A 24744-nucleotide genomic window follows, 5' to 3' on the forward strand; every position below is an offset into this window, starting at 1 on the left:
GAGTCGATCTCCGGCGCGGGACGCGGCCCTTTCGTGGATCGGGCGCTTCAAGTCAAGCTTTTCGGCGGCTTTGCGGAGAGGTAAAATAATACCGCACGCCGTCTAGAGCATCTCGAACGTCCACCGCTCGCGGTTGACCCGCGTGGTTGCGCCAAGGCGGGTGCTGACCCGGCGCTCGACCGCGGTGGGGACGCCGCAGGGCATCGCCGCGCCGGCCTCGATCGTTACGACGACGTTGCCCGAGCCGCCGTCCGGCAGCGCCACTGGGTGCGATTCCGCTCGCTCGCCCGGCCTGGCCCTGAACAAGTCGTCGGGCCAGCGATTGAGCGCGCCGCTGCCGCCCACCGCATCGACGAAGGCGATACCCTCGCGCGCGGCGGCGGGGTTCGGCGCGCGCGCGGCGATCACCGCGTGCGCCGCGGCGACGCCCTCCCGGCGGGCACCGGAGCCGCCGGCAGGCGGCCCGGACACGATCCGGCCCCCTGCGTCGAGGCGGAGCGGAAACAGGCTGCTTTCGTCGCGGGCGCGTTCGACTTGGGCCAGCATGGCGATCTGCGCCGGCGCATCGACGTCGACGCCGATCTGCCGGCCGCGCACGGCATAGCCCGAACCGTCGCGCTCGATTTCGATCCGGAAGCGGCGGGAAACCCTTATTTCGCGTCCGTCCGCCAGCGCGCGCCAGACGGTCCGGGTCAGGACCATCGGGTGGCCGGTCGGCGCGAAACCTTGCGTCGGGGCTGCCGCGCCCACCGGGATAGCCAGTCCGGCCAACATCGTCAGGCCGCACAGCAGGGCGGCGCGCGGGCTCACCGCCGCTGGCCCGCGGCGTGCGCGCCCCAGGTCGTGGCCGCTACCAGCAGCGCGCCGACCAGTTGGTGCGCCACCGCCAGCCACAGTGCGATCCCGCTCATCACCGTCGCGATGCCGAGCAGGATCTGGGTGCCGAAGGCGGCGTGAATGGCGATGCTCGCGCGCCGGTCGCCCCCCTGCTTCACCCGTCGCGCCAGCACGACCAGGACGGCCACCACCACCCAGGCCCACCAGCGATGGACGAAGTGGAGCAGGAACGGGTCGTAGGCGAACGCGTGCAGGGCGCCTTGCGACCAGTCGATCCCGTCGGGCACCAGTGCGCCGTTCATCAGCGGCCAGTCGGCGGCGACGTGGCCGGCGCGCAGGCCGGCCACGAACGCGCCCAGGAGCACCTGGACCGCCAGCACCGCCAGCGCGGCGACGCCGATCCTTCGCAGCCGCGCCGGCGGGCGCCCGTCCCGCAGCGCCAGGAGGTCCAGCGCCGTCCACACCACCCCGGCCAGCGTCACCAGCGCCGTCAGCAAGTGCAGCGCCAGGCGGAAATGGCTGACCCGCACGTCGTTGACGATGCCCGATTCCACCATCCACCAGCCGATCGCACCCTGCAGGCCGACCAGCGCCACCAGCGCCAGCAGCCGCGGCAGGTAGCCCGCGGGAATGCGGCGCCGCCACGCGAAGGCGGCGATCACGGCCACCAGCGCCAGCCCGATCGCGCGGGCCAGCAGGCGATGCACCCATTCCCAGAAGAATATCGTCTTGTAAGTCGCCAGGGTCATCCCGGCCGGTCCGTTGACCTGGGTGAACTGCGGGGTCTGGCGATAGGCGTCGAATTCGGCCTGCCACTGCGCCTGGTTCAGCGGCGGCAGCGCGCCTGCCACCGGCTTCCACTCGGTGATCGACACGCCCGATTCGGTCAGCCGCGTAATCCCGCCGACCGCGACGATGGCGACGATCAGCGCCGCCACGACCAGCAGCCAGCGCGCCAGCGCGGCGGGCCGTGACCGGCCAGCATCCGCGGATGTGACAATATCTCTCATAGCGGCGGCAGTCCTGCGTCGCCGCGCGACGAATCGCAAGCTTCGCGTGGACGAGCCGAGCCCGCGGCCCTTGCGCAATGTTACATCGTATCATACATCGCGACCCGCAATGCCCGCAGCCTTTCCATCGATTCGCGGCCGGCTCGACCAGGCCGGCGTCCTCATTTCGGGGCTTTGCGCCGTGCATTGCCTGCTCAGCATCGTGCTGGTCGGCGTGCTGGGCCTCGGCGGGCAGGTCCTCCTTAGCCCGTGGATTCACCGCGTCGGACTGGGCGCGGCCATCGTCGTCGGGCTGTTCACGCTGGCGCTCGGCGCCGTCCGCCACGCCCGTTACGACAACTTGCGGCTGGGCGCGGTCGGCCTGGGGCTGATGGGCGGCGCGCTGACGGTCGATCACGGCCTGGTCGAGGCCGGACTGACCGTGCTGGGCGTCACGCTGGTCGCGCTGGCGCATATCCGCAACTTGCGCCGCCGCGCCTGAACGCTATCTCGCGGGGCATGACAGCCTCCCTCATTGCCCTCACCGTCAACGGCGAACCGCGCCGCGCCCCCGCCGGCACCGTTGCCGACCTGGTCCGCCACCTCGGCCTCGACCCTGCAAAGGTCGCGGTCGAGCGCAACGGCGCCATTGCCCCGCGCTCGGCGCTGGCGGCGGTCGCGATCGCCGAGGGCGACGTGCTCGAGATCGTCCATTTCGTCGGCGGCGGCGACGCGGCGGAAGCGCCCGCCGATACCTGGACCGTGGCCGGCCGCACTTTTCGTTCGCGCCTGATCGTGGGGACCGGCAAATATGCCGATTTCGCCCAGAACGCCGCGGCGGTGGAGGCATCGGGGGCCGATATCGTCACCGTCGCGGTCCGCAGGGTCAACGTATCCGATCCCAAGGCGCCGATGCTGACCGACTTCATCGACCCGAAAAAGGTCACCTACCTTCCCAACACCGCCGGCTGCTTTACAGCTGACGAGGCCATCCGCACCTTGCGCCTGGCGCGCGAGGCGGGCGGCTGGGACCTGGTCAAGCTGGAAGTGCTGGGCGAGGCGCGCACGCTCTACCCCGACATGCGCGAGACGCTGAAGGCAACCGAGGTGCTGGCGCGCGAAGGCTTTGCGCCGATGGTCTACTGCGTCGACGATCCGATCGCGGCCAGGCAGCTCGAAGACGCCGGCGCGGTCGCGATCATGCCGCTGGGCGCCCCGATCGGCTCGGGCCTGGGCATCCAGAACCGGGTGACGATCCGCCTGATCGTGGAAGGCGCCAGCGTCCCCGTGCTGGTCGATGCGGGCGTCGGCACCGCCAGCGATGCGGCGGTGGCCATGGAACTGGGCTGCGACGGCGTGCTGATGAACACCGCCATTGCCGAGGCGAAGGATCCGATCCGCATGGCCGGCGCGATGAAACTGGCGGTCGAGGCCGGCCGCCACGCCTACCTGTCGGGCCGGATGGCGACGCGCCGATATGCCGATCCCAGCAGCCCGCTGGCCGGCCTGATCTGACGGGTTCGCGGCCGCGGTCATCGCTTACGGGCCGTTAACCATCGCCTGCCATGGTGACTCTCGCACACGGGGGCACCGATTCCATGGCCGAGACTGCGACCACATCGCTGACGATTGCCGAACTGCGCGAATTCGCCAGCTTTTCGGGCGCCGAGCAGCGCTACATCAAGCGCAGCCTCGACGTCGGGCTGGGGCGGCAGGACGCGTTCAAGGCCTGGGCGCGCGATGCCGCCGAACGCGCCTCGATCCGCAGCCAGTACTGCGCCTACCAGGACCTCAAGGTGCTGCGCGGCAACGTGCCGTCGCAGCATGCACTCGGCCCGCTCGAGGCGTTCCTGGGCAAGCTCATCCGCGTTGCCGCGTTCGACCTGGCGCAGGGCCGGATCGAAAGCTTTTCCGCCTTCCGCTTCCTCTATGAACGCCTGCTCGGCGCCGACGCGCGCCCGTTCCTGCCGAGCGCCTTCTGCGCCGCCGCGGCGCTGCCGCAGATCCGTCCCGCCGCGCGCAAGCTGCTGCTCCAGTCGATCAGCGAGGCCGCCGCCACCGCGCCGGGCTGGTCGGCGCGCGAGCCGGCGTTCTATCCCGAATGGATCGAGGCCGAGGCAGCCTGACTTGCCCCGCGCCCCGCGCCGGAATAGCCGGCGTGGCAGGCAACCGGGGAATCGACTTATGAAAGCGCGCTGGCTCATCCTTGTCGCGGCAATCGTGCTGCTGGCTGCCGGCGTGTTCGCCGCCGCGCCCTACCGCGCCGCCCACAACCTGCAGGCCGCCGCGCAGGCCGGCGACCGTGACCGGCTCGACGCCGCGGTCGATTTCCCTGCCGTGCGCGACAACCTCAAGAGCGATCTGGGCGCGGCGCTGACGCGCTCGCTGGCAAGCGATCCTCAGCTCAAGGATAATCCCTTCGCCGGGATCGCGGCGCTGATCGTGCCCGCCGTGGTCGATCGCGGCGTCGATGCCTACGTGACACCCGCCGCGATCGCCGCGCTGGCGAAGGGCCAGAAGCCCGCCGCAGCGGCCCCCGCTGCTCCGGCGCCGGCGGGAGGCGCTCCGGCTCGTCCCGCGCCGGCCGCAACGGCCGCGCCGCGGATCAAGGCGCATTACGACTGGCTCAGCCTGGACCGTTTCCGCGTGCGTATCGAAAACGCCGCCACCCCGGCGCCCGGCCCGGCGTTCCTGTTCGAACGGCGCGGCCTGATCACCTGGAAGCTGGTGCGGATCGAGCTGCCGGCCGACCTCCTGCAGGCACCCGCGAAAGCGCGTCAGCCCTTGTAAAGCGCGTCCAGCCGCGCGCCGTATCGCTCCTTCAGCTTGTGGCGGCGGATCTTGAGGCTCGGGGTCATTTCCTCGTTGTCGATGGCGAAAGGTTCGTCCGCGAAGGCGAACTGGCGGACCTTTTCGGTCACCGACAGCTCGGCGTTGACGCGGTCGATCGCGCTGCGCACCGCCGCGCGGAAAGCCGGCAGCGCCTGCAGCGCGACGATGTCGAAACGCTCGTCCTCGCGCTTGGCCCAATCGCAGGCCCACTCGGCATCGGGCACGATCAGCCCGACCAGGTAAGGACGCTTGTCGCCCGCCACCATCGCCTGGCCGATTTCGGGCTGCAGCGTCAGCATTCCTTCGACCTTCTGGGGACTGACGTTGTCGCCCTTGTCGTTGACGATCATGTCCTTCTTGCGGTCGGTAATGACGATCCGCCCGCGCTCGTCGAGATGGCCGATGTCGCCGGTGTGCAGCCAGGCGCCTTTTTCCGGCTCGGCCGGGTCGGGCTGCAGCGCGCGGCGCGTGTCGGCCTCGCCCCGCCAGTACCCGGTCATCACCAGCTCGCCGCGGACCAGGATCTCGCCGTCGTCGGCGATCCGGACCTCCACCCCGTCGAGCGGCGGGCCGACGGTGTCCATCTTGATCCCGGCGCGGGGGCGGTTGCAGCTGATCACCGGGCCGGCCTCGGTCTGGCCGTAGCCTTGCAGCATCGTCAGCCCCATCGCGTCGAAGAACTGGCCCACTTCGGGGTTGAGCGGCGCCCCGCCCGATACCATCGCCTTGATCCGGCCGCCGAAGCGCGCGCGGATCTTGGGGCGCAGCAGCTTTTCGATGATAAGGTCGGCGGGCCGGTCGCGCAGGCGCTTCCTGGGCTGGGCTGCGATGTCTAGCGCCCGCTCCATCAGGTAGTTGGCGACCTTGCCCTGCTTCTCGACCTGCTTGATGATGCGCGTGCGCAGCACCTCGAACAGGCGCGGGACCACGACCATGATGGTCGGCCGCACTTCCTCGATATTGGCGGCGAGCTTTTCCAGTCCTTCCGAATAGTAGATCTGCGCGCCGGCACCGATCGGCAGGAACTGGCCGCCAGTATGCTCGTAAGCGTGGCTGAGCGGCAGGAACGACAGGAACACCTCGTCGTCGATTCCGAAGTCCTCGTCCAGGATGCGCGCTGCGCCGCGCACATTGGCCAGGATCGCGCGGTGCGGCTGGCATACCCCGCGCGGGGCCCCGCCGGTGCCGCTGGTATAGATGATGCAGGCCAGGTCCTCGCGCCCGATCGCGGCCACGCGGGCATCGACCGCCGCGCGTGCGGACCGTGCGTCACCCGCCACCAGGTCGTCCCACAAGTGGCTGGCGGCATGGCCAAGCTGCGGGGTCTTGAACGGCGCCATCATCACCAGGTGCTCTACCTGGCCGCTGCGCAGGACCGCCGGCAGCAGCGCCTTGCCCAGCTTGGCGTCGGAGACGATCACCGCCCGGGCGCCGGAATTTTCCAGGACGTGCAGGTGATCGCGCTCGGTGTTGGTGGTGTAGGCCGGCACGGTCACGCAGCCCGCCGCCATGATCGCCAGGTCGGCGATGCACCACTCGGGCCGGTTCTCGCTCACCAGCAGCACGCGGTCGCCCGGTTCCAGCCCCAGCGCCCGCAGCGATTCCGCCAGCAGGCAGACGCGGCGCGCGGTCTCGGCCCAGCTGATCGGCTGCCAGGCGCCGGCGTTTTTCGCCCACAGGAACGGGGCCTCGCCCTTGGCATCGGCGCGGCGCAGGAACAGCTGGACGAGGTTGTCCAGCGTGCCAAGTTCTTCGGTATTCAAGCGCTCTCAGCCCCTTCGTCGATCGCCGTCTGCCGCGGCCCGGCCAGCCTAAGGCGGCGGTACCCTAGCGGCAAGTCATTCGGCGACGGCGCGTCCTTCGCTGCGCGGATCGGCGGCGCCGACCAGCCTGCCGCCGACGACTTCGATCGCGTTGGCCTTGAGCGGCAGCTCGCGCGGCATGACCTTGTGACCGAGCTGGGTCAGCGCGGGGATCAGCGCCTCGAGCCGCGAACCCTTTTCGACGAAGACGGTATCGCCGGTCGGCGCGAACAGCACCGGCAGGTCGATCGCGGCCTGCGCGCTGAGGTTCCAGTCGATCACGCCGATGATCGCGCGCAGCACTTGCGCGGGGATCGTCGCGCCCCCGGCCGCGCCCACCGCCAGCCGCAGCGCGCCGTCGGGGCCATAGACCAGCGTCGGCGCCATCGAGCTGCGCGGGCGCTTGCCCGGGCCCGGCCGGTTGGCGACCGGCACGCCGCCAACGGTCGGCGCCATGTCGAAATCGGTCAGCTCGTTGTTGAGGTAATAGCCGCCCGCCATCATCCCCGAACCGAACGGGCTTTCGATGGTCGATGTATACGTCACGACATTGCCCGCCCGGTCCACCGTGACGAAGTGCGAGGTGCCGTTTTCGACTTGTGCCGGGGCCGGGGCATACGCGGTCTTCGCGCCGGGCGGGGTGCCGGCATCGACCGCCGGGATCGTGCGGGCCGGATCGATCAGCGCCGATCGCGATGCCAGGTAGCCCTTGTCGACCAGCCCGGCGACGGGAACGCTCTCGAAATCGGCGTCGGCCAGGTACTTGGCGCGGTCGGCATAGGCGAGCCGCATCGATTCGGCGATCAGGTGCCAGGCGACCGGCGAATCCGGGCCCAGCTTGCCGATGTCGAACCGCTCCAGCGCGCCCAGCGTCGCCAGCACGGTAGTCGCGCCCGAGGACGGCGGTCCCATCCCGCAGATGCGATAGCCGCGGTAGGTGCCGCAGACCGCGTCGCGCGGCTTGGCGACGTAGCTGGCGATGTCGGCCTGGGTCATCGACGACGGATTGATCGGGGCCGACCGCGCCGCGGCGGCCACAGCGGCCGCGTTGGCGCCGGCATAGAACGCCGGGCGTCCCCCGCTGGCGAGCTTTTCCAGCGTCGCGGCCAGCGCGGTGTTGACGATGCGCGTGCCAACCGGACGGGGATTGCCATCCGCGCCATAGAACAGCGCCTTGCCCGCCGGGGTGAAGGCAGCCGTGTTGCTGCTGGTCTTGAGCATGCCGTAAAGCCGGGGCGTAACCTCGAACCCGTTCTTCGCCAGCGCGATCGCGGGGGCGAACAGCGCCTTCCACGCCAGCTTGCCGTGGGCGGCGTGGGCGCGCGCCGCCAGCGCCAGGTTGCCGGGCACGCCGATGCTGGTGCCGCCGGGCACCGCCTCGGCAAAGGTCAGGACCTTCCCGTCCTTAACGAACCAGTCCTGCGTCGCGGAGGCGGGCGCCGTTTCGCGGCCGTCGATCGTGCTGACATGGCCGGCGGCATCGGCGGTCACGTAGAACCCGCCGCCGCCGATGCCCGAGCTTTGCGGTTCGACCACGGTCAGCGCCAGCATCGTGGCGATCGCGGCATCGGTGGCGCTGCCGCCCTGGCGCAGCATCGCCGCGCCGGCATCGGCGGCGCGCGGATCGGCCGCGCTGACCATGCCATCGGGATAGAGCGCCGGCGCGCTCGACGCCGGTTGCGGTGCCTGGGCGGGAACGGCGGCGCAGGCCCCGGCAAGCAGCGGGGCGGCCATCATGGCGAAGGTTCGGGCGGCTAGGAGGCGAATTTTCATCGCCGCAACTGCTATTCGCTTCCCACCGCCTCGGCAAGGCAAGCGAACCCGTCCCGTTTCATCAGCGCCTCCAGCCGGTGCACGATGCGGCGCGGCAGCCCCGGTCCTTCATAGACCAGCGCGCTGTAAAGCTGCACCAGGCTGGCCCCGGCGCGGATGCGCGCCCAGGCCTGCTCGGCGCTGGCGATCCCGCCCACGCCCACCAGCGGCAGCGCACCACCGGTTTCGCGGCGGAAGGCGCGCAGCCGGGCCAGCGCCAGGTCGTGCAGCGGCGCGCCCGAAAGTCCGCCGCTTTCGCCGGCGTAGGCTGAGCGCAGCGCGGGGCGCGAAATGGTGGTGTTGGACACGATCAGCGCCCCCAGCCGCTTGTCCACGGCGATGCGCGCGATGGCGGCGACGTCGGCCGGCTCGAGGTCGGGGGCGACTTTAAGGAAAACCGGCGGGCCGGCGGCCCCGCGCGCGTCCAGCACCGCGTCGAGCAGTGCCGCCAGCGCGCCCTCGTCCTGCAGCGCGCGCAGGCCCGGCGTATTCGGGCTGCTGATGTTGACCGCCAGGTAGCTTGCCAGCGGTGCCATCAGCCGCGTCATCGCCGCATAGTCGGCGACGCGATCGGGTGAATCCTTGTTGGCGCCGATGTTGATGCCCACCACGCCGGGCCGGTCCGCGCGCGCCCCCAGCCGCGCCCGCGCCGCCGCGCCGCCGCCGTTGTTGAATCCCATGCGGTTGATCACCGCGCGGTCCTCCACCAGGCGGAACAGGCGCGGTTTCGGATTGCCCGCCTGCGGCAGCGGCGTGATCGAGCCGACCTCGACGAAACCAAATCCCAGACCCAGCAGCGCGTCTGGCGCCTCGCCGTCCTTGTCGTAACCGGCGGCCAGCCCCAGCGGATTGGGAAAACGCAGCCCGGCCACCGCGCTCGCCAGCGGTCCGGCCGCGGCCGGCGCGCGGTGCGGCACGGCCTTCAGCGCCGCCAGCGACAGACCGTGCGCCCGCTCGGGATCGAGCGCGAACAACAGCGGCCTCAGCAGCGGATAGAGCATGGCCGCCGCGCCTATCGGGCACCTTGCGCCCTGTCCACCGCCAGCGACTGCATCCGATCCGGCGGTATCGCCGCGGCGGATGGCGAATCCATACAATCTTTCAGGCGCGCCCGGACTTATTGACGCTCCTGCGACCCGAAGGGTGCCGACGCCGCAAGGCGCACCGGTGCCCCTCTAAACTTGATTGAGGCAGTTGGCGCAGCGCGCCGGCTGCCTCTCTTTTCGTGCGGTTTGCTTGACCTGCCGAGCCGGCGCGGCATTTTTCGCGGGCATCAGGGGGCTGGTAGCAAATGGTCGCAGGCACAGTCGCGGCATGAGCGGTTTGGCGCCCGACGCCGCAAGCGTTCGCGACCGGCCGCTGACCAGCCAGGCGCTGTTCCAGCTCGATTATGTCGCGCCGACGCCGGCAACGCTGCCGTTCGTCACTACGTTTTTCCGCACCCGCTGCGACGAGGCGGATATCGTCGACATCCAGCCGGCGTCGGTGGGCGTGCTGGCGGTGTTCGTGCGCGGCACGGGCGCGGTCCATTTTGCCGACGGGCGCTCGATGCCCAGCCACAAGGTCGTGCTGGGCACGCCGATGCGCGCCGCGGCGGGCATAGCGATCAAGGGGCCGTGGCATACCTTCGGCGCGGCGCTGAGCCCGGCCGGCTGGGCCTGCCTGACCGGCATGGATGCCGCGCGTCACAGCGATTCGATGTACGATGCCGCCGCGATTCACCCGGCCTTCGCCGAACTGGGGGACGCGGTCGGCGCGGTGTTCGACACCGCCAGTGCCGAAGATCTCGCGTTGCTATTCGAACGCGCGATGCTGGCGGTGGCGCGGCCGCTGCCGGCCGGGCACGACCGCCTGATCGCCGCGGTAAAGGACTGGCTCGGCGCCTCGCTGTCGCCCCCGCTCGACGATCTCTATGCGCGCAGCGGATTTTCGCCGCGCCAGACCCAGCGGCTGGTGCTGCGCTATTACGGGCTCGCGCCCAAGGCGCTGGCGCGCAAGTACCGCGCGCTGCGCGCTGCCGCGCTGCTGGTCGATCCCAACCTGCCCGACGCGGCGGTGCCCGCGATCGCCGGCCATTTCTACGACCAGAGCCACATGATCCGCGAGATCCGCCTGTTCGCAGGGCGCACCCCTGCGCGGCTGGGCGACGGCGACCAGCCGTACCTGTCGGCGCTGCTCGACCACCGCAGCTGGAGCGGCGGGCGCCCCCGCGTGGCGCCGATCCCGGACGACCTCAACGCCTGATCTTGCGGAACCGCGCAGCCGCGCCTAGCTAATCGGAGCGATTCGCTCCGATTACAGGAACCAGCCCCCGTGCGCCTTTCCAGCATGGCCGATTATGCCGTCGTCACGATGTCCGCCGCCGCGCGGCATTGCGGGCACGCGCGCGTGTCGGCCGCCCAGCTGGCAGAGGAAACCGGCCTTCCCGCGCCCACGGTGCAGAAGCTTGTCAGCCGGCTGACCGCGGCGGGCCTGCTGCGTTCCACCCGCGGCGCGGGCGGCGGGCTGAAGCTGGCGCGCCCGGCGGCGGCGATCAGCCTCGCCGACATCGTCGAGGCGGTCGAAGGCCCGATCGCGCTGACGGCCTGCGTCGATCACGGCCGCCACGATTGCGAGCTGGAGGGCGCGTGCAGCGTGCGGCCCCACTGGGCCATCGTCAACGACACGCTGCGCGGCGCGCTGGCCGGCGTTTCCCTCACTCGCCTGGCAGGACATTCGGCATGAACGAGACAGTCCAGATCAAGGACGCCGCCGCGCGCGAAGCCGCTGCGAAAGTCGCCGATTACGAACACGGCTGGTCGAGCGATATCGAGCAGGAATACGGCCCCAAGGGGCTGAACGAAGACACCGTCCGCTATATCTCGGCCAAGAAGGACGAGCCGGAATGGATGCTGGACTGGCGGCTCAAGGCCTACCGCCACTGGCTGACGATGCCGATGCCCGACTGGGCCAAGCTCAACGTGCCGCCGATCGATTACCAGGACGCCTATTACTGGGCCGCGCCCAAGGCCAAGCCCAAGCTCGGCAGCCTTGACGAGGTCGATCCCGAAATCCTGCGCGTTTACGAAAAGCTGGGCATTCCGCTGGCGGAGCAGGAAGTGCTCGCGGGGGTGGAAGGCGCGCGCCGGGTCGCGGTGGACGCGGTGTTCGATTCGGTCTCGGTCGCCACCACCTTCCGCAAGGAGCTGGAAGCCGCCGGCGTCATCTTCCGTTCGATCTCCGAGGCGATCCGCGAATACCCCGAGCAGGTGAAGCGCTGGCTCGGCAAGGTCGTGCCGATGCACGACAATTACTTCGCGGCCTTGAACTGCGCGGTCTTTTCCGACGGCACCTTCGTCTACATTCCCGAAGGCGTACGCTGCCCGATGGAGCTTTCCACCTATTTCCGCATCAATGCCGAGAATACCGGCCAGTTCGAACGCACGCTGATCGTCGCCGACAAGGGCAGCTACGTCTCCTACCTGGAAGGCTGCACCGCGCCGATGCGCGATGAAAACCAGCTCCACGCCGCGGTGGTCGAACTCGTCGCGCTCGACGATGCCGAGATCAAGTATTCGACCGTGCAGAACTGGTACCCCGGCGATGCCCAGGGCAAGGGCGGGATCTACAACTTCGTCACCAAGCGCGCGCTGTGCCAGGGCAAGCGCAGCAAGGTGAGCTGGACCCAGGTCGAGACCGGCAGCGCGATCACCTGGAAGTACCCCTCGTGTGTCCTCAACGGCGAGGATTCGGTCGGCGAGTTCTACTCGGTCGCGGTCACCAACAATTACCAGCAGGCCGATACCGGCACCAAGATGATCCACAACGGCAAGGGCAGCCGCTCGACCATCGTGTCCAAGGGCATCAGCGCCGGCCACAGCCAGAACACCTATCGCGGGCTGGTGCGCGTAGCCCCGCAGGCCGACGGCGTGCGCAACTTCACCCAGTGCGATTCGCTGCTGCTGGGCAAGGAGTGCGGCGCGCACACCGTGCCTTATATCGAAGTCCGCAACCCCGGCGCCCAGATCGAGCACGAGGCCACCACCAGCAAGATCAGCGACGACCAGCTGTTCTACGCCATGCAGCGCGGGCTGGGCACCGAAGAGGCCGTGGCGCTGATCGTCAACGGCTTCGCCAAGGAAGTTCTGCAGCAACTCCCGATGGAGTTCGCGGTCGAGGCGCAGAAGCTGCTCGGAATCAGTTTGGAAGGAAGCGTAGGGTGACCGAACGCAAGACCCTCGGCATCGCCGCGCCTGCCGCGGACGAACCCGTCGGCATCCGCAAGAAGGGCCGCGGGTGGGAAATCGACGAGAAGCGGCTCGACGCGCTGCATGAGCGCGCCCGCGAGATGCGGCGCCATCCAACCCCGGCGCAGGACGCGCTGGTGGCGGCGCTCAAGGATGTCGAAACCGGCGGCTACAGCTTCAAGCGGCAGGACGTGATCGGATCGGCGATCGTCGATTTCGCCTGCAAGCCGCTGATGCTGATCGTGGAATTCGACGGCGACGAGGACGCCGATTTCGCCCCCACGCGCGATCGCAGCCTGGTCGAAGTCGGCTACCGCATCGAGCGTCTGAACGCGGCCGACGTCCTGGCCGATCCGGCCGCCGCAGCCGCGCGTGTGTCCGAAGTGATGCGCGAACGCTGGCATGAACGCAAAGAGCGCGCCCGTGCGGCCCGGCCCGCCAGAACGGACACGCGCCCCGCACCCCGCAGTTATCGAGACCGCTAAGAGATGCTCACTGTCACCGACCTCCACGCTTCCGTTGCCGACAAGCCCATCCTCAAGGGCCTGTCGCTGACCGTGAACGCGGGCGAAATTCACGCCATCATGGGCCCCAACGGCGCCGGCAAGTCGACGCTGGGCTACACCCTCGGCGGGCGGCCGGGCTACGAAGTGACCGGAGGCAGCGCCACCTTCACCGGCCAGAACCTGTTCGCGCTCGAACCGCACGAGCGCGCTGCCGCCGGGCTGTTCCTGGGCTTCCAGTACCCGGTCGAGATCCCCGGCGTGTCGTTCGTGCAGTTCCTGCGCGAAAGCCTCAATTCGCAGCGCAAGGCGCGCGGCGAGGCGCCGCTGACGGGCGGCGAGTTCCTCAAGCTGGCGCGCGAGAAGGCCGCGCTGCTGAGCCTCGACATGGACATGCTCAAGCGGCCGGTGAACGTCGGCTTTTCGGGCGGGGAGAAGAAGCGCGCCGAGATGGTCCAGATGGGCATTCTCGATCCCAAACTGGCGATCCTGGACGAGACCGATTCGGGCCTCGACATCGATGCGCTGCGCGTGGTCGGCCACGGCATCAACGCGATCATGCGCAAGCCCGACCGGGCCGTGATCCTGATCACGCACTACCAGCGCCTGCTCGATTACGTGCAGCCCGATTTCGTCCACGTCCTGTCGGGCGGGCGCATCGTCCGTTCGGGCGGGGCCGATCTGGCGCTGCAGCTGGAAGAGCAAGGCTACGAATCCGTCTCCGCGGCGGTTGCGGCGTGAGCGCACCGCTCGCCCTCGACGAAACTGCGCTGCGCAGGACCGCGCTGATCGTGGCGGCGCTCAACCTCGCCTATTTCGTGGTCGAGGTGATTGTCGCGCCGCTGATCGGCTCGGTTTCGCTGTTCGCCGACAGCGCGGACTTTGCCGAGGATGCCGCGGTCAACGCGCTGATCGTGCTTGCACTGGGGTGGAGCCTGGCCGCGCGTGCGCGTCTGGGCGGAGCGCTGGCACTGATCTCGTTATTGCCCGCCGGGGCCGCGTTGTGGACCGGGTGGCAGAAATTCTCCCACGGCGGAGTGCCGGAACCCCTCGCGCTCGGGCTGGTCGGGCTCGGCGCGTTGATGTTGAACCTCTTGTGCGCCGGTTTGCTGGTGCGCCATCGCGGTACCGGCGGCAGCTTGGGCACGGCGGCGTGGCTGGCGGCGCGCAACGATGCGCTCGGCAACGTGGCGATCATGGCGGCCGCGGCCACCACCGCCTTCGCCTGGCATTCCTACTGGCCCGACCTGGCGGTCGGCGCCGCGCTGTTCGTGCTCAACCTCGATGCCGCCGGCGACATCTGGAAGGCCGCCCGCCGCGAACGAAAGGCGCTGGCAGCATGAGCGCGCTCCGCCTCCCCACCCGCCATGACGAGGATTACCGCTATGCCGATCTCGCCGCGCTAGAACGCGCTTGGCCGGTAGCGGTGGAAACCGTCGCGGTCGGCGCCGGCGAAAGCCGTGCATTGTCCCTTACGCTGGATGGTGACACCGAGGTGCGCGAACTTGCGATCGCGCTGGCCGACGACGCGGTGCTGGACCTGCGCGCGCTCAACCTGGCGAAGGTTTACGGCCGCTTGTCGCTGCGCGTCACGCTCGGCGCACGGGCGCGCTTTACCTTCGGCGCGGCGCAAGTCGGCAGCGATGGGGCGACGCTCGAGGTGGTCAGCCATGTCGAGCATACCGCGCCCGATGCGGTCAGCCGCCAGGTCGTCCGCTCGGTGCTTGGGCGGCAGGCGACCGGCACGTATCTCGGCAAAGTCCGCGTTGCGCCCGGCGCCGACGGGACCGACGGCGAACAGTCGGTCCGCGCGATGCTGCTCGATCCCACCGCAACGGCGAACGCCAAGCCCGAGCTGGAAATCCACGCCGACGACGTGAAATGCGCGCACGGCTGCGCGGTCGGCGAACTCGACGCCGGTGCGCTGTTCTACATGGCCGCCCGGGGGCTGCCGCCGGCTGAAGCGAAGCGGCTGATGCTGCAGGCGTTCCTGGCCGAGGCATTCGTCGGCGCGGACGACGAAGAGGCGCTCGACGCCGCGGCACTGGCCGCCCTGGAAGCGCTGTGATCGACGCGCCGACCCTCGCGCGGCTCGAACGGCGCGGCGATTTCCCGTCGCTGGCCAGCGGCTGGCACTATCTCGATTCCGCCGCCAGCGCCCTCAAGCCGCAGGCGGTGATCGACGCCGCGACCCGCGCGCTGGGCGGCGATTACGCCACCGTCCACCGCGGCGTCTACGCCAAGAGCGCCGAAATGACCCGCGCTTACGAGGCGGCGCGGCGCAAGGTTGCCGGGCTGGTCGGCGGCGCGGAGGACGAGATCGTCTTCACCCGCGGCGCGACCGAGGCGATCAACCTTGTCGCTTACAGCTACGGCCAGGTCGTGGGCACGGGGCGGCGTGTGCTGCTCTCGCAGCTCGAGCACCATTCCAACATCGTGCCGTGGCAGCTCGCCGGCTGGCAGGTCGACGTCTGCCCGCTGACCGCCAACGGCCGCATCGACCTCGACGCGGCCGAGGCCATGCTGACGCGCGACCACGCGATGGTCGCCTTCGCGCATGTCTCCAACGTGCTCGGCAGCCGGCTCGACGTCGCCCGCGCGGCGGACCTGGCGCACCGCGTCGGCGCGAAACTGCTGGTCGACGGCTGCCAGGCGGTCCCGCGCCTGGCCGTCGACGTCGATGCGCTGGACTGCGATTTCTACGCGTTTTCCGCGCACAAGCTTTATGGTCCGACCGGGATCGGCGCGCTGTGGGGCCGGCCCGATCTGCTCGCCGCGATGCCGCCCTGGCAGGGCGGCGGCGCGATGATCGACCGGGTGACGTTCGAGGGCACGGCGTTCGCCGCGCCGCCGGCCCGGTTCGAGGCCGGGACCCCCGCGATCGTCGAGGGCATCGCCTTCGGCGCGGCGGTCGACTACGTGCTGAGCGCCGGGCTGGACGCGATCCACGCCCATGAAGCGGCGCTGGTGGACGAGCTGCGCGAAGCGCTGTCCCGCCGCAACGACGTGACGGTGTTCGGCCCGGCCGATAGCGCTGGAATCGTCTCTTTTGCGATGGACGGGGTGCATCCGCACGACCTCGGCACCATATTGGACGAGAACCGGGTGGCGATCCGCGCCGGGCACCACTGCGCCCAGCCGCTGATGGACCACCTGGGCGTGCCCGCCACCGCGCGGGCCAGCTTCGGGCTGTACTCCGCCGCGGACGACATCGCCGCGCTGCTGGACGGCATCGACAGGACGAGAAGGATTTTCGGGTGAATAACGAACCCAAATTCACGGTCGAGGAGGTGGATGCAGTGCCTCAACCTCCGCGTGTCACCGTCGAGCAACTTGAAGCGCAGGTCTCACCGGCGATGCGGGATGCGATCGACGCCGCGGTTGAATCGTCTGACGAAACGCCCGCCGAAAAGCTTGGGCGCAAGCGCGACTACCTTGAGGGTTTCCTCAAGGCGGCGCCCACCGGCATCCCGGCGGGCCAGCCCGGCGGCGACTTGTACGAGGGCGTGATCGCGGCACTGAAGGACATTTTCGATCCGGAAATCCCGGTCAACATCTACGACCTTGGCCTGATCTACGGCGTCGACGTGTCGAACGAAGGCGCTGCCGTCGTCACGATGACGCTGACCACGCCGCACTGTCCGGTGGCGGAATCGATGCCCGGCGAGGTCGAGATGCGCGTCGCCGCGGTGCCCGGCGTGCGCGACTGCGAGGTCAACCTCGTCTGGGACCCGCCGTGGGATCCCGCCAAGATGACCGACGAGGCCCGCCTGGAGCTGGGAATGCTATGACCGCCACCGTTCGCGCCCGCCCGGCCGCCGTCACCCTGACCCCCGCCGCCGAAGCGCGCGTGGCCGCGCTTTACGCGCGTGCGCCCGACGGGACCGTCGGCGTCAAGCTCTCGACCCCGCGGCGCGGCTGTTCGGGCCTGGCCTACTCGGTCGATTACGTGACCGAGGCCGCGCCCTTCGACGAGAAGATCGAGACCCCGGCCGGCCCGTTCTACATCGACGGTGCCAGCGTGTTGTACCTCATCGGCAGCACGATGGACTGGGTGGAGGACGATTTCACCGCCGGCTTCGTGTTCGCGAACCCCAACGCCAAGGGCGCCTGCGGCTGCGGCGAAAGCTTCACCGTCTGATCCGGTGCTGAGCCGCGACGATATCGTCGCGCGCGGGCCCGCCGGACCCGCCGTCAATGCTGCCATCTACGATAAGTGGTTTGCGCCGCCGCCGACGCGGCTGCTGGCCTATGCGATGCGCGCGTACCGGCTCGACCGGCTGAGCGTTGCTGACGTCGGCTCGTCCTATGGACACGCGCTGCGCCACTTCGGTCCCGGCTCCTACGGCGTCGAGATCAATCCCGAGGCCGCGGCCTGGGCGACCGCGGTCGGGCTGACGACCTGCACAGGCGACATCGAGACGATCGCGGCGCCGCCGGTCGACGCGGTATGGGCGCGCGACGTGATCGAGCATGTCGACAGCCCGCACCTGGCGCTGCGCGGCATGGCGCGGCTGCTGAAGGCGGACGGGCTCGCTTTCGTCGTCGCGCCGTTGATCGGTCCGGGCCGCCTGCTTGGGCCGCTGTCGGCGCGGTTTCGAGGCTTCGAAGCGAAGGACCACGTCAGCTTCTTCACAGCCGGGACGCTGCGCTGGACAGTGAAACGCGCCGGGTTCGACATCGTCGAGATCACCATCGGCAAGCACCGCTGGCTCGACCGGCTGGCGGTGACACTGACGCCGCAATGCCTGGTGGTCGCGCGCAAGATCGCGGACTGGGATTACGACGCAAAGTCGGCGCGCTGCCTCGACGGCGGACGGACCGCGCGCAAGGACAAGGCGCTACGCGCGATCGGATACGATTAAGCGCTCAGCCGGCGATGTAGGCGATCAGCGCCTTTTCCAGCGGATCGAGGTCTTCGTCGGCGTCAAGCGCGTCGAACAGCCAGTGGGCTTCTTCCGCGGGCAGGCCATAGGCGCCTGGATCGGCCGCGTCGTCGTCGTCATCCTCGTCGTCGCCTTCGGACGCCACGGTAACCGGGATCGACAAGTCGAGCAGGCTCGCGAAGCTTTCCTCGGGCTGGGTTTGGCCAATGCGCGCCAGGAAGGCGCCGATGCCGCGCCCCTCGCGTTCCATGAAAGCCTCGAGTTCGGCAGCGCGCTCGCGGCTCAGCGGTTCAGGCCCGTCGAAGCCGAGCAGGTAGCCGGCGACGGCCTCGACGAAGAACTCCTCCCACTCGGGCGCGTTGATCTCGTAAACCGTCGCATCCTTGATGCGGAACAGCATTTCGGCCTCGGCCTTGCTCAACGCGATGCTGTTTTCGCTACCCGACCCGCAGACAAGGCGGCGGATCAGCGCGGCCTCGGCGGCGGTCACTCCCTGCTCGGCGGAGGCGCCTTCGCGTAGCGGACCCTCGCCGCTGGTCACCGCCTGCTCGACTTGCGCCAGCGCATAGTCGCGCAACGCCGCAGGCACCCCCAGCGCGCTGTCGATGACCTTGACCAGCAACTGCATCTCCAGCGGGTCGGACAAGTGGCCATGGCGGTCGAGCATGTCGATCAGCCACTGCGCGCGCTCGTCCGAGACGTAGCCGTGGGGCTGCTCGGTGCGGACCATGTACTCGGTCAGCGAATCGAGGAACCATGCGGCCCAGCCTTCGGGCCTGGCGCCGGGTTCGTCGTTGTCGTGAAAGATCGCCTCGGCCTCGGCCTCGTCGATCGTTCCATCGGCCCAGGTCGCCTGGCGCAGCGCGTCGAACGCGTCACCAACGCGGCCGTAAGCGTCGCCGCCAGCCGGATCGGGACCGCCGTCGTCTGGCCGATCGCCAAATGGCGCAAAAGGAAAGTTCATCTGTGCCAAGCCCCGTCGCCGCGATTGCGCGGGGTTTATGCGGCGCAGAGGGTTAATTCGCGGTTACGTCGACAGATCAGGGCCGTTGCCGAAGCGCGGCGACGCAGGCGGCCCGGTCGACATCGCGGCCATCGCTGGGGCGGCGCGCGTCGACATAGGTCGCGGTCGGCTCACGCGCGCCGCTCACCGGATAGAGGTAGACGTCGAGGACGCAGGCCGTGCCGGCGAACTGCAGCTTGCGCGCGTCGCCCTCCCACTCGTCGAGGCGGGCCGGGCCGAACTGGCCGATAAGCTGGTTCACGCTTGACCCGATCACCCCTTCGAGGCCGGGCAGCTGCTGGATCACCGCCGCTTGCGCCGGGCGCCGGGTCGGCTGGCGAACGCGCGTGGTCGGCGCGGTCCGCGCGCCGGCAGCGGTGGTGGAGCGCGGCCGCTCGGTCGTGGCGGCGGTGCCGCACGCGGACAGGAGCGCGATCGCGGCGAGGGGAAGTGCGGCGCGGATCATGCGCGCTGGGCCGCTTGGCCGCGGCGGTGAATCATGTGGGTGGCCATGGCTGCCCCTACTATCGGTGCCAGCAGGTTGACGAAAGGCACCAGCAGCATCGCCGCTGCGATCCCGCCCAGCACGAAACGCTGCCCCGCGCCCAGCGGCGCCCTGGGCATGTCGGCGCGGTGGCGCAGCCAGGCCATCTGCATCAGCTCGCGCCCCAGCACCAACGTGTTGGCCAGCCAGAACACGACGATCGTGCCGACGCCGGTGATCAGCAGCACCAGCGCGATCGGCAGCGCGATCGCGTTGACCAGCAGCGCGAAGGCGGCGCTGCGCAGCCCTATCAGCGCCTCTCCGCCCATGCCCAGCGGTTTCGCCCGCGCCGCGGCGGCGGGGTAATGCGCCGCCTCCACCGCGGCCACGACCTCGTCGGCGTAAAGCTGCATCACCCCGAACGCGATCGCCGTCCACAGCATGTACAGCGCCAGCAGCGTCGCGATCAGCGCGACGAAGGCGGACAGTCCCGAATCGAGGCCCAGCCAAGCGGTGAGCCCTTCGGACAGGCCGTACCAGGCCGCCCCGCCCAGCACGGCGAAGACCAGCACCGTCACCGCCAGGCTCTTGGCCAGCACGCGGCGCACGCCGGGCAGCGCGAGATCGGACAGGGCGAGGCTGAGGGCGCGGACCATGCGCCCTGTTCGCGCGCGCGGCCCTTCCGGTCAACCAGGGCCCCGTCAACCGCCGCCGCCCTTGCTCCACGCCGCCGGCCCCGCTAGGCGCCGCGGCTTGCCTGCAAGCTTAGCGAAAGACCGCCTGTGAACGCTCCCCGATACGACGTCATCGCCATCGGCAACGCCATCGTCGACGTGATGGCCCCTTGCGAGGAGGCGCTGCTGACCCGCTTGGGCCTCAACCGCGGCGGGATGACGCTGGTCGATACCGAGCGTGCCGAGGAGCTTTACGCCGCGATGGGACCGGCCAAGGAAATCTCGGGCGGATCGGCCGCCAACACGCTGGCCGGCATGGCGGCGCTTGGCGCCAAGTGCGCCTTCATCGGCCAGGTCGCCGACGACCAGTTGGGGGCGGTGTTCAGCCACGATATCCGCGCCGGCGGGATCGCGTTCGAAACCCCCGCCCGCGCCGAGGACCCGCCCACCGCGCGCTGCCTGATCTTCGTCACCCCCGACGGCGAGCGGACGATGAACACGTTCCTGGGCGCCAGCCAGTTCCTGCCGCCCGCCGCGCTGGACGACAGCGTCATCGCCGATGCCGGGATCCTCTACCTCGAAGGTTACCTGTGGGACCCCGAGGAGCCGCGCAGCGCGATGCGCCGCGCCATCGAGGTTGCCCGCGCCGCCGGCCGAAAGGTTGCCTTCACCGCGTCCGAAAGTTTCGTGATCGCGCGCCACGGCGACGATTTCCGCGCCCTGATGGACGAGGGCAAGATCGACATCCTGTTCGTCAACGAGCACGAACTGGCGACGCTGACCGGCGAAGCCGAGTTCGAGGCCGGCGTGGCCAAGGTCAGCGCCAAGGTTCCGGTACTGGTCGCGACCCGCAGCGCCGCCGGCGCCATCGCGGTGGCGAACGGCCAGCGCGCCGAAGTCGCCGCCGAGCCGGTCGCCAAGGTGGTCGACACCACCGGCGCGGGCGACCTGTTCGCCGCCGGCTTCCTGACCGGCCACGCGCGCGGCGAAAGCCTGGAACGCTGCCTGACGATGGGCGCGGTCTGCGCCGCCGAGATCATCAGCCACTACGGCGCCCGGCCCGAAGCGGACCTCAAGGCGCTGGTCGACACGCGCCTGGGCTGACGCCGATCAGGCGGGGAGCGGCTCGGCGCCGGTCGGCGGACGCCGCCGGCCCGGCGCGGCGTTCCAGCCCAGCCAGCCGGCCAGGCCACCGGCGATCACGGCCAGGACCAGCGTGAGCGCTTCGGGCACGCGCGCGTAAGCCGCGAACGCGCCCTGCAGGCCCGGCACGAAGGGTGAAATCCACATCGCCAGCGCCTGCGCGGCGATGAAGCCGGCGGCGACCAGCCACGGGGTGCCGTGGCGCGGATGGCGCGAGTACAGCACCAGCGCGATCGACAGCGACACCGCGTCGCTCAGCGCGATGGTGTCCAGCAGCGCGCGCGGGCCCGGGCTGCCAATGACGTTCAGCCACGGCAGGTCGTTGCCTACGATCCGGCTGAACGGCGATTCGAACAGGATCAGCGGCGTCGCCAGCATGTAGCCGGCGTGAAGCCGCACGTTGCGGCGGTGCTTCAGCGCCTGGTAGAACAGCGTCAGGTACGCGGCGATGGCGATCGCCATGCCGATCCCGAAAGCGGGCGTAAGGATCTCTACCCCGGGGTATTCCCGCACAGCGAAACGGTGCGCGGACACGCCGATGATCATCGTAAGCCCCAGGATCAGCAGCGGGAACAGCGCGAAGCTGGCCCTGCCGAGCTGGCGGTGCAGGGCGTTGCTGCGGCGCTGGATCGTGACGCTTTGCACGATCAGCAGCGTCAGCCAGGCGATCGCGGTGGCGGCGTGGATGTGAAAGGCCGGCGGCACCGCGCGGATCGGCGAAAAGTAGCTCGGCCAGAAACCGGCCAGGATGACCAGCAGGACAACGCCGACGTAAAAATGCGCATGGCGATAAGGCATCGCTGCTTCCCCCCCGAAGCTTGCGACCGGGTCGGGTTCTAGCAGCGCTGCCTGCTTGCGTCCATCAGGGCGTGGGGGCGTCCTCGCGGGCGGCTTCCCGCCAGCCGATATCGCGGCGGCAGAACAGGTCGGGGGCGTCGATCCGCTCGATCGCGGCGTACGCCGCCGCCTGCGCCGCGCGCACCCCGGCGGCGCGCGCGGTGACGTTGAGGACGCGGCCGCCGGCGCCGACGAGCTTGCCGCCGTCAAGCGCGGTTCCAGCCTGGAACACGCGCGCGCCCGCCGCTTCGGCGGCAGCGATTCCGGCGATCGCGCCGCCCTTCCGGGGCTCGCCCGGATAGCCTGCCGCCGCCATCACCACGGTCAGTGCCACCTCGGGCGAAAAGCGCGGCGGGGCGCAGGCGGCCAGCCGGCTTTCGGCGCAGGCGGCGAGGAGATCGACCAGGTCGCTGTCCAGCCGGGTCATCAGCACCTGGCATTCGGGATCGCCGAAGCGGGCGTTGTATTCGATCAGCCTGGGCCCTTCGGCGGTCAGCATCAGCCCGGCGAACAGCACTCCCGAATAGGGCGTCCCGTCGGCGGCCAGCTGGCGCACGGTCGGGGCGATGATCCGGGTCGTCACCTCGCCCTCCAGTGCGGACGTCAGTACGCGCGCCGGGCTGTAGGCGCCCATGCCGCCGGTATTTGGGCCGGTATCGCCTTCGCCGACGCGCTTGTGGTCCTGCGCCGATCCGAATGGCATCACGGTAGCCCCGTCGGTCAGCGCGAAAAAGCTGACCTCCTCGCCCACCATGCATTCCTCGATCACCGCCTCGGCGCCGCCGAAACGGCCGGAGAAGATGTCACGGATGGCTGCTTCGGCCTCGGCGCGGGTCTCGGCCACGGTCACGCCCTTGCCCGCCGCCAGCCCGTCCGCCTTGATGACGACGGGGATGCCGAAGCGCGTCAGCGCGGCCAGCGCTTCGGCCTCGGTGCGGACATGTTCGTAGGCGGCGGTGGGAATGCCGGCGCGGTCGCACAGCGCCTTGGTAAAGGCCTTCGATCCCTCGAGCTGCGCGGCCGCCCGCGACGGTCCGAACACCGCGATGCCGGCGGCGCGCAGGCTGTCCGCCAGGCCGTCGACCAGCGGCGCCTCGGGCCCGATAACGACCAGGCCGATGCGGTTGGCATCGCAGAAGGCGACGACCGCCGCGTGATCGCCGGCTTCAAGCGTGACCAGGTCGGCGGCTTGGGCGATCCCGGGGTTGCCGGGCGCGGCGAACAGGTTATCGCAGCGCGGCGATTGCGCCAGCTTCCAGGCCAGCGCATGCTCGCGTCCGCCCGAACCCAGCAGCAGGATGTTCATGTCAGGCCCCTTCGATGATCAGGCATCCGGTTCTGGCGGGCTGGTAGCCGCCGACAGTGCCGGCGACAACGCCGCGCCGCTGTCGGTCAGCGAGATTTCCGCGCTGCTGAAGCGCACGGTCGAGGACCGGTTCGGCTTCGTGCGCATCAAGGGCGAGCTTTCGGGCGTCAAGCGCGCAGCGTCGGGCCATGTCTACTGCAGCCTCAAGGACGAGGGCGCGCGGATCGACGGGGTGATGTGGCGTGGCACCGCACAGCGGCTGGCCTTCCTGCCGGAGGACGGGATCGAGGTGATCGCGACCGGCAAGCTGACGACCTATCCCGGCCGCTCCAGCTACCAGATCGTCATCGAGCGGATGGAGATCGCCGGCGAAGGCGCGCTGCTGGCGCTGCTGGCGAAGACCAAGACCCGGCTCGAGGCCGAGGGCCTGTTCGCCAACGCCCGCCCGCTGCCGTTCCTGCCCGCCACCATCGGCGTCGTCACCTCGCCCACCGGCGCGGTCATCCGCGACATCCTGCATCGCCTGGCGGACCGTTTTCCCAGCCGGGTGATCGTCTGGCCGGTGCTGGTCCAGGGGCAGGGCGCGGCCGAGCAGGTTGCGCGCGCGGTGCAGGGCTTTTCCGGCCTCGATGCAGCGCACCCCGATCGCCCCGATCTCGTCATCGTCGCGCGCGGCGGCGGCTCGATCGAGGACTTGTGGTCGTTCAACGAGGAGGTCGTCGTGCGCGCCATCGCCGGCTCGACCATCCCCGTCATCAGCGCGGTGGGGCACGAGACCGACACCACGCTGGCCGATTTCGCGGCCGACATGCGCGCTCCCACGCCGACCGCCGCGGCCGAACTTGCAGTGCCGGTGCGCGCCGACCTCGCCGCGCTGATCGCCGACCTGACCCACCGCAAGCGCCGCTGCGCGCTGCGCCCGGTGGCGTTGGGCCGCGAACGCCTGGCCGCCCGGGCCGAGCGCCTGCCCCGCGCCGAAAGCTTGCTGGCCGCGCCGGCGCAGCGCCTCGACGACAGCGGCGAACGCCTGCGCCGCGCGCTGGCCGACCGCGCCGAAGTGCCGCGCCGCCGCCTTGGCGAGGTCGGCGGGCGGCTCAGCCTGCCGCTGCTGCGCTCTCGCCTCGATCGCGCCGGGGCCCGGCTCGACGGGGCGGGGCGCGTGCTCGCCTCGCTCAACCCCGACAGTATCTTGCAACGCGGCTATGTCCGGGTCACCGGCCCCGATGGCCGCACGCTGACCACGCGCGTCGCCGCGCAGGCGGCAGGAAACCTGGCCTTGCACTTTGGCGATGGCGTCCTCGCGGTTTCCGCCGACAGCGGGGTGACGGCCCGCAAGGCGCCAGCCCGGGCACCACGTCCGCCGGCGCCCGAGCAGGGTAAATTGCTCTGAAAGGTTAACGCGGTTAGGAT

27 protein-coding genes are annotated in these 24744 nt (G+C 70.2%); 17 read left to right on the plus strand and 10 right to left on the minus strand.

Going from position 1 to position 24744, the window contains the following annotated elements:
• Positions 1-102: 102 nt before the first annotated feature.
• Both ACOYW6_RS11135 and ACOYW6_RS11140 read right to left on the minus strand, forming a co-directional pair.
• Positions 103-810 carry a hypothetical protein gene (locus ACOYW6_RS11135; protein WP_423141383.1) on the minus strand — a complete coding sequence of 236 codons (708 nt, stop codon included), beginning with the start codon at positions 808-810 and terminating at the stop codon, positions 103-105.
• Positions 807-1847, minus strand: coding sequence for a COX15/CtaA family protein (locus ACOYW6_RS11140; protein ID WP_423141384.1), 1041 nt, complete (start codon positions 1845-1847; stop codon positions 807-809). The genes ACOYW6_RS11135 and ACOYW6_RS11140 overlap by 4 nt, the downstream gene beginning before the upstream one ends.
• Before the next feature lie 109 nt (positions 1848-1956).
• Between ACOYW6_RS11140 and ACOYW6_RS11145 the strand changes: the two genes are divergently transcribed.
• From ACOYW6_RS11145 to ACOYW6_RS11160, 4 genes are all read left to right on the plus strand, one after another.
• Complete coding sequence (locus ACOYW6_RS11145; protein WP_423141385.1) at positions 1957-2328, plus strand: MerC domain-containing protein; 372 nt, start codon at positions 1957-1959, stop codon at positions 2326-2328.
• A gap of 17 nt (positions 2329-2345) precedes the next feature.
• The gene (gene thiS / locus ACOYW6_RS11150) at positions 2346-3341 is read left to right on the plus strand and encodes a sulfur carrier protein ThiS (RefSeq protein ID WP_423141386.1); all 996 of its coding nucleotides are present in this window, start codon (positions 2346-2348) and stop codon (positions 3339-3341) included.
• A gap of 83 nt (positions 3342-3424) precedes the next feature.
• Entirely contained in the window at positions 3425-3952 is a 528-nt protein-coding gene (locus ACOYW6_RS11155) for a hypothetical protein (RefSeq protein WP_423141387.1), read from the plus strand.
• A 58-nt stretch (positions 3953-4010) separates the two neighbouring features.
• The gene (locus ACOYW6_RS11160; protein WP_423141388.1) at positions 4011-4616 is read left to right on the plus strand and encodes a DUF2939 domain-containing protein; all 606 of its coding nucleotides are present in this window, start codon (positions 4011-4013) and stop codon (positions 4614-4616) included.
• Here ACOYW6_RS11160 and ACOYW6_RS11165 read toward each other — a convergent pair.
• The 3 genes from ACOYW6_RS11165 to ACOYW6_RS11175 all read right to left on the minus strand — a co-directional run bounded on the left by ACOYW6_RS11165 (position 4604) and on the right by ACOYW6_RS11175 (position 9273).
• Positions 4604-6421, minus strand: coding sequence for an AMP-dependent synthetase/ligase (locus tag ACOYW6_RS11165; RefSeq protein WP_423141389.1), 1818 nt, complete (start codon positions 6419-6421; stop codon positions 4604-4606). The two genes, ACOYW6_RS11160 and ACOYW6_RS11165, sit on opposite strands and share 13 nt — an antisense overlap.
• Before the next feature lie 75 nt (positions 6422-6496).
• Positions 6497-8233, minus strand: a complete 1737-nt coding sequence (gene ggt, locus ACOYW6_RS11170) for a gamma-glutamyltransferase (RefSeq protein ID WP_423141390.1) — start codon at positions 8231-8233, stop codon at positions 6497-6499.
• Positions 8234-8244: 11 nt separating this feature from the next.
• Positions 8245-9273 carry a quinone-dependent dihydroorotate dehydrogenase gene (locus ACOYW6_RS11175; protein WP_423141391.1) on the minus strand — a complete coding sequence of 343 codons (1029 nt, stop codon included), beginning with the start codon at positions 9271-9273 and terminating at the stop codon, positions 8245-8247.
• Positions 9274-9586: 313 nt separating this feature from the next.
• On the opposite strand from ACOYW6_RS11175, the gene ACOYW6_RS11180 reads away from it, so the two are divergent.
• The 11 genes from ACOYW6_RS11180 (at position 9587) to ACOYW6_RS11230 (ending at position 17866) form a co-directional block, all read left to right on the plus strand.
• Positions 9587-10516, plus strand: coding sequence for a helix-turn-helix domain-containing protein (locus ACOYW6_RS11180; protein WP_423141392.1), 930 nt, complete (start codon positions 9587-9589; stop codon positions 10514-10516).
• A gap of 69 nt (positions 10517-10585) precedes the next feature.
• Positions 10586-10996: an SUF system Fe-S cluster assembly regulator gene (locus ACOYW6_RS11185; RefSeq protein WP_423141393.1), complete on the plus strand. Its 411-nt coding sequence runs from the start codon at positions 10586-10588 to the stop codon at positions 10994-10996.
• The gene (gene sufB, locus ACOYW6_RS11190; protein WP_423141394.1) at positions 10993-12474 is read left to right on the plus strand and encodes a Fe-S cluster assembly protein SufB; all 1482 of its coding nucleotides are present in this window, start codon (positions 10993-10995) and stop codon (positions 12472-12474) included. Before ACOYW6_RS11185 ends, sufB begins: the two co-directional genes overlap by 4 nt.
• Positions 12471-12983 (plus strand): DUF559 domain-containing protein, encoded by a 513-nt coding sequence (locus ACOYW6_RS11195; protein WP_423141395.1) that lies wholly within the window; start codon positions 12471-12473, stop codon positions 12981-12983. The genes sufB and ACOYW6_RS11195 overlap by 4 nt, the downstream gene beginning before the upstream one ends.
• A gap of 3 nt (positions 12984-12986) precedes the next feature.
• Positions 12987-13742, plus strand: coding sequence for a Fe-S cluster assembly ATPase SufC (gene sufC / locus ACOYW6_RS11200; RefSeq protein ID WP_423141396.1), 756 nt, complete (start codon positions 12987-12989; stop codon positions 13740-13742).
• Positions 13739-14344 carry a cation transporter gene (locus tag ACOYW6_RS11205; protein ID WP_423141397.1) on the plus strand — a complete coding sequence of 202 codons (606 nt, stop codon included), beginning with the start codon at positions 13739-13741 and terminating at the stop codon, positions 14342-14344. The genes sufC and ACOYW6_RS11205 overlap by 4 nt, the downstream gene beginning before the upstream one ends.
• Positions 14341-15069, plus strand: coding sequence for a SufB/SufD family protein (locus ACOYW6_RS11210; RefSeq protein ID WP_423141398.1), 729 nt, complete (start codon positions 14341-14343; stop codon positions 15067-15069). Before ACOYW6_RS11205 ends, ACOYW6_RS11210 begins: the two co-directional genes overlap by 4 nt.
• Entirely contained in the window at positions 15069-16262 is a 1194-nt protein-coding gene (locus ACOYW6_RS11215) for an aminotransferase class V-fold PLP-dependent enzyme (protein ID WP_423143120.1), read from the plus strand. The genes ACOYW6_RS11210 and ACOYW6_RS11215 overlap by 1 nt, the downstream gene beginning before the upstream one ends.
• The gene (locus tag ACOYW6_RS11220) at positions 16259-16792 is read left to right on the plus strand and encodes an SUF system Fe-S cluster assembly protein (RefSeq protein ID WP_423141399.1); all 534 of its coding nucleotides are present in this window, start codon (positions 16259-16261) and stop codon (positions 16790-16792) included. Before ACOYW6_RS11215 ends, ACOYW6_RS11220 begins: the two co-directional genes overlap by 4 nt.
• Entirely contained in the window at positions 16789-17142 is a 354-nt protein-coding gene (locus tag ACOYW6_RS11225) for a HesB/IscA family protein (protein WP_423141400.1), read from the plus strand. Before ACOYW6_RS11220 ends, ACOYW6_RS11225 begins: the two co-directional genes overlap by 4 nt.
• Positions 17143-17146: 4 nt before the next feature.
• Positions 17147-17866: a class I SAM-dependent methyltransferase gene (locus ACOYW6_RS11230; RefSeq protein ID WP_423141401.1), complete on the plus strand. Its 720-nt coding sequence runs from the start codon at positions 17147-17149 to the stop codon at positions 17864-17866.
• Between the two features lie 4 nt (positions 17867-17870).
• Here ACOYW6_RS11230 and ACOYW6_RS11235 read toward each other — a convergent pair whose 3' ends face one another.
• The 3 genes from ACOYW6_RS11235 to ACOYW6_RS11245 all read right to left on the minus strand — a co-directional run bounded on the left by ACOYW6_RS11235 (position 17871) and on the right by ACOYW6_RS11245 (position 20030).
• Complete coding sequence (locus tag ACOYW6_RS11235) at positions 17871-18851, minus strand: hypothetical protein (protein ID WP_423141402.1); 981 nt, start codon at positions 18849-18851, stop codon at positions 17871-17873.
• Positions 18852-18927: 76 nt separating this feature from the next.
• Entirely contained in the window at positions 18928-19356 is a 429-nt protein-coding gene (locus ACOYW6_RS11240) for a hypothetical protein (RefSeq protein ID WP_423141403.1), read from the minus strand.
• Positions 19353-20030, minus strand: coding sequence for an EI24 domain-containing protein (locus ACOYW6_RS11245; protein WP_423141404.1), 678 nt, complete (start codon positions 20028-20030; stop codon positions 19353-19355). Before ACOYW6_RS11245 ends, ACOYW6_RS11240 begins: the two co-directional genes overlap by 4 nt.
• A gap of 126 nt (positions 20031-20156) precedes the next feature.
• Between ACOYW6_RS11245 and ACOYW6_RS11250 the strand changes: the two genes are divergently transcribed.
• Positions 20157-21152 (plus strand): adenosine kinase, encoded by a 996-nt coding sequence (locus ACOYW6_RS11250; protein ID WP_423141405.1) that lies wholly within the window; start codon positions 20157-20159, stop codon positions 21150-21152.
• Positions 21153-21158: 6 nt separating this feature from the next.
• Here the strand turns inward: ACOYW6_RS11250 and ACOYW6_RS11255 are convergent, their stop codons facing one another.
• Both ACOYW6_RS11255 and purD read right to left on the minus strand, forming a co-directional pair.
• The gene (locus tag ACOYW6_RS11255) at positions 21159-21989 is read right to left on the minus strand and encodes a hypothetical protein (RefSeq protein ID WP_423141406.1); all 831 of its coding nucleotides are present in this window, start codon (positions 21987-21989) and stop codon (positions 21159-21161) included.
• 64 nt (positions 21990-22053) lie between these two features.
• Positions 22054-23334, minus strand: a complete 1281-nt coding sequence (purD, locus tag ACOYW6_RS11260; protein ID WP_423141407.1) for a phosphoribosylamine--glycine ligase — start codon at positions 23332-23334, stop codon at positions 22054-22056.
• On the opposite strand from purD, the gene xseA reads away from it, so the two are divergent.
• Complete coding sequence (gene xseA / locus ACOYW6_RS11265) at positions 23333-24724, plus strand: exodeoxyribonuclease VII large subunit (protein ID WP_423141408.1); 1392 nt, start codon at positions 23333-23335, stop codon at positions 24722-24724. The genes purD and xseA overlap by 2 nt on opposite strands.
• The last annotated feature ends 20 nt before the right edge of the window (positions 24725-24744 follow it).

Source organism: Parablastomonas sp. CN1-191 (assembly GCF_049354825.1).
Classification (GTDB): domain Bacteria; phylum Pseudomonadota; class Alphaproteobacteria; order Sphingomonadales; family Sphingomonadaceae; genus Novosphingobium.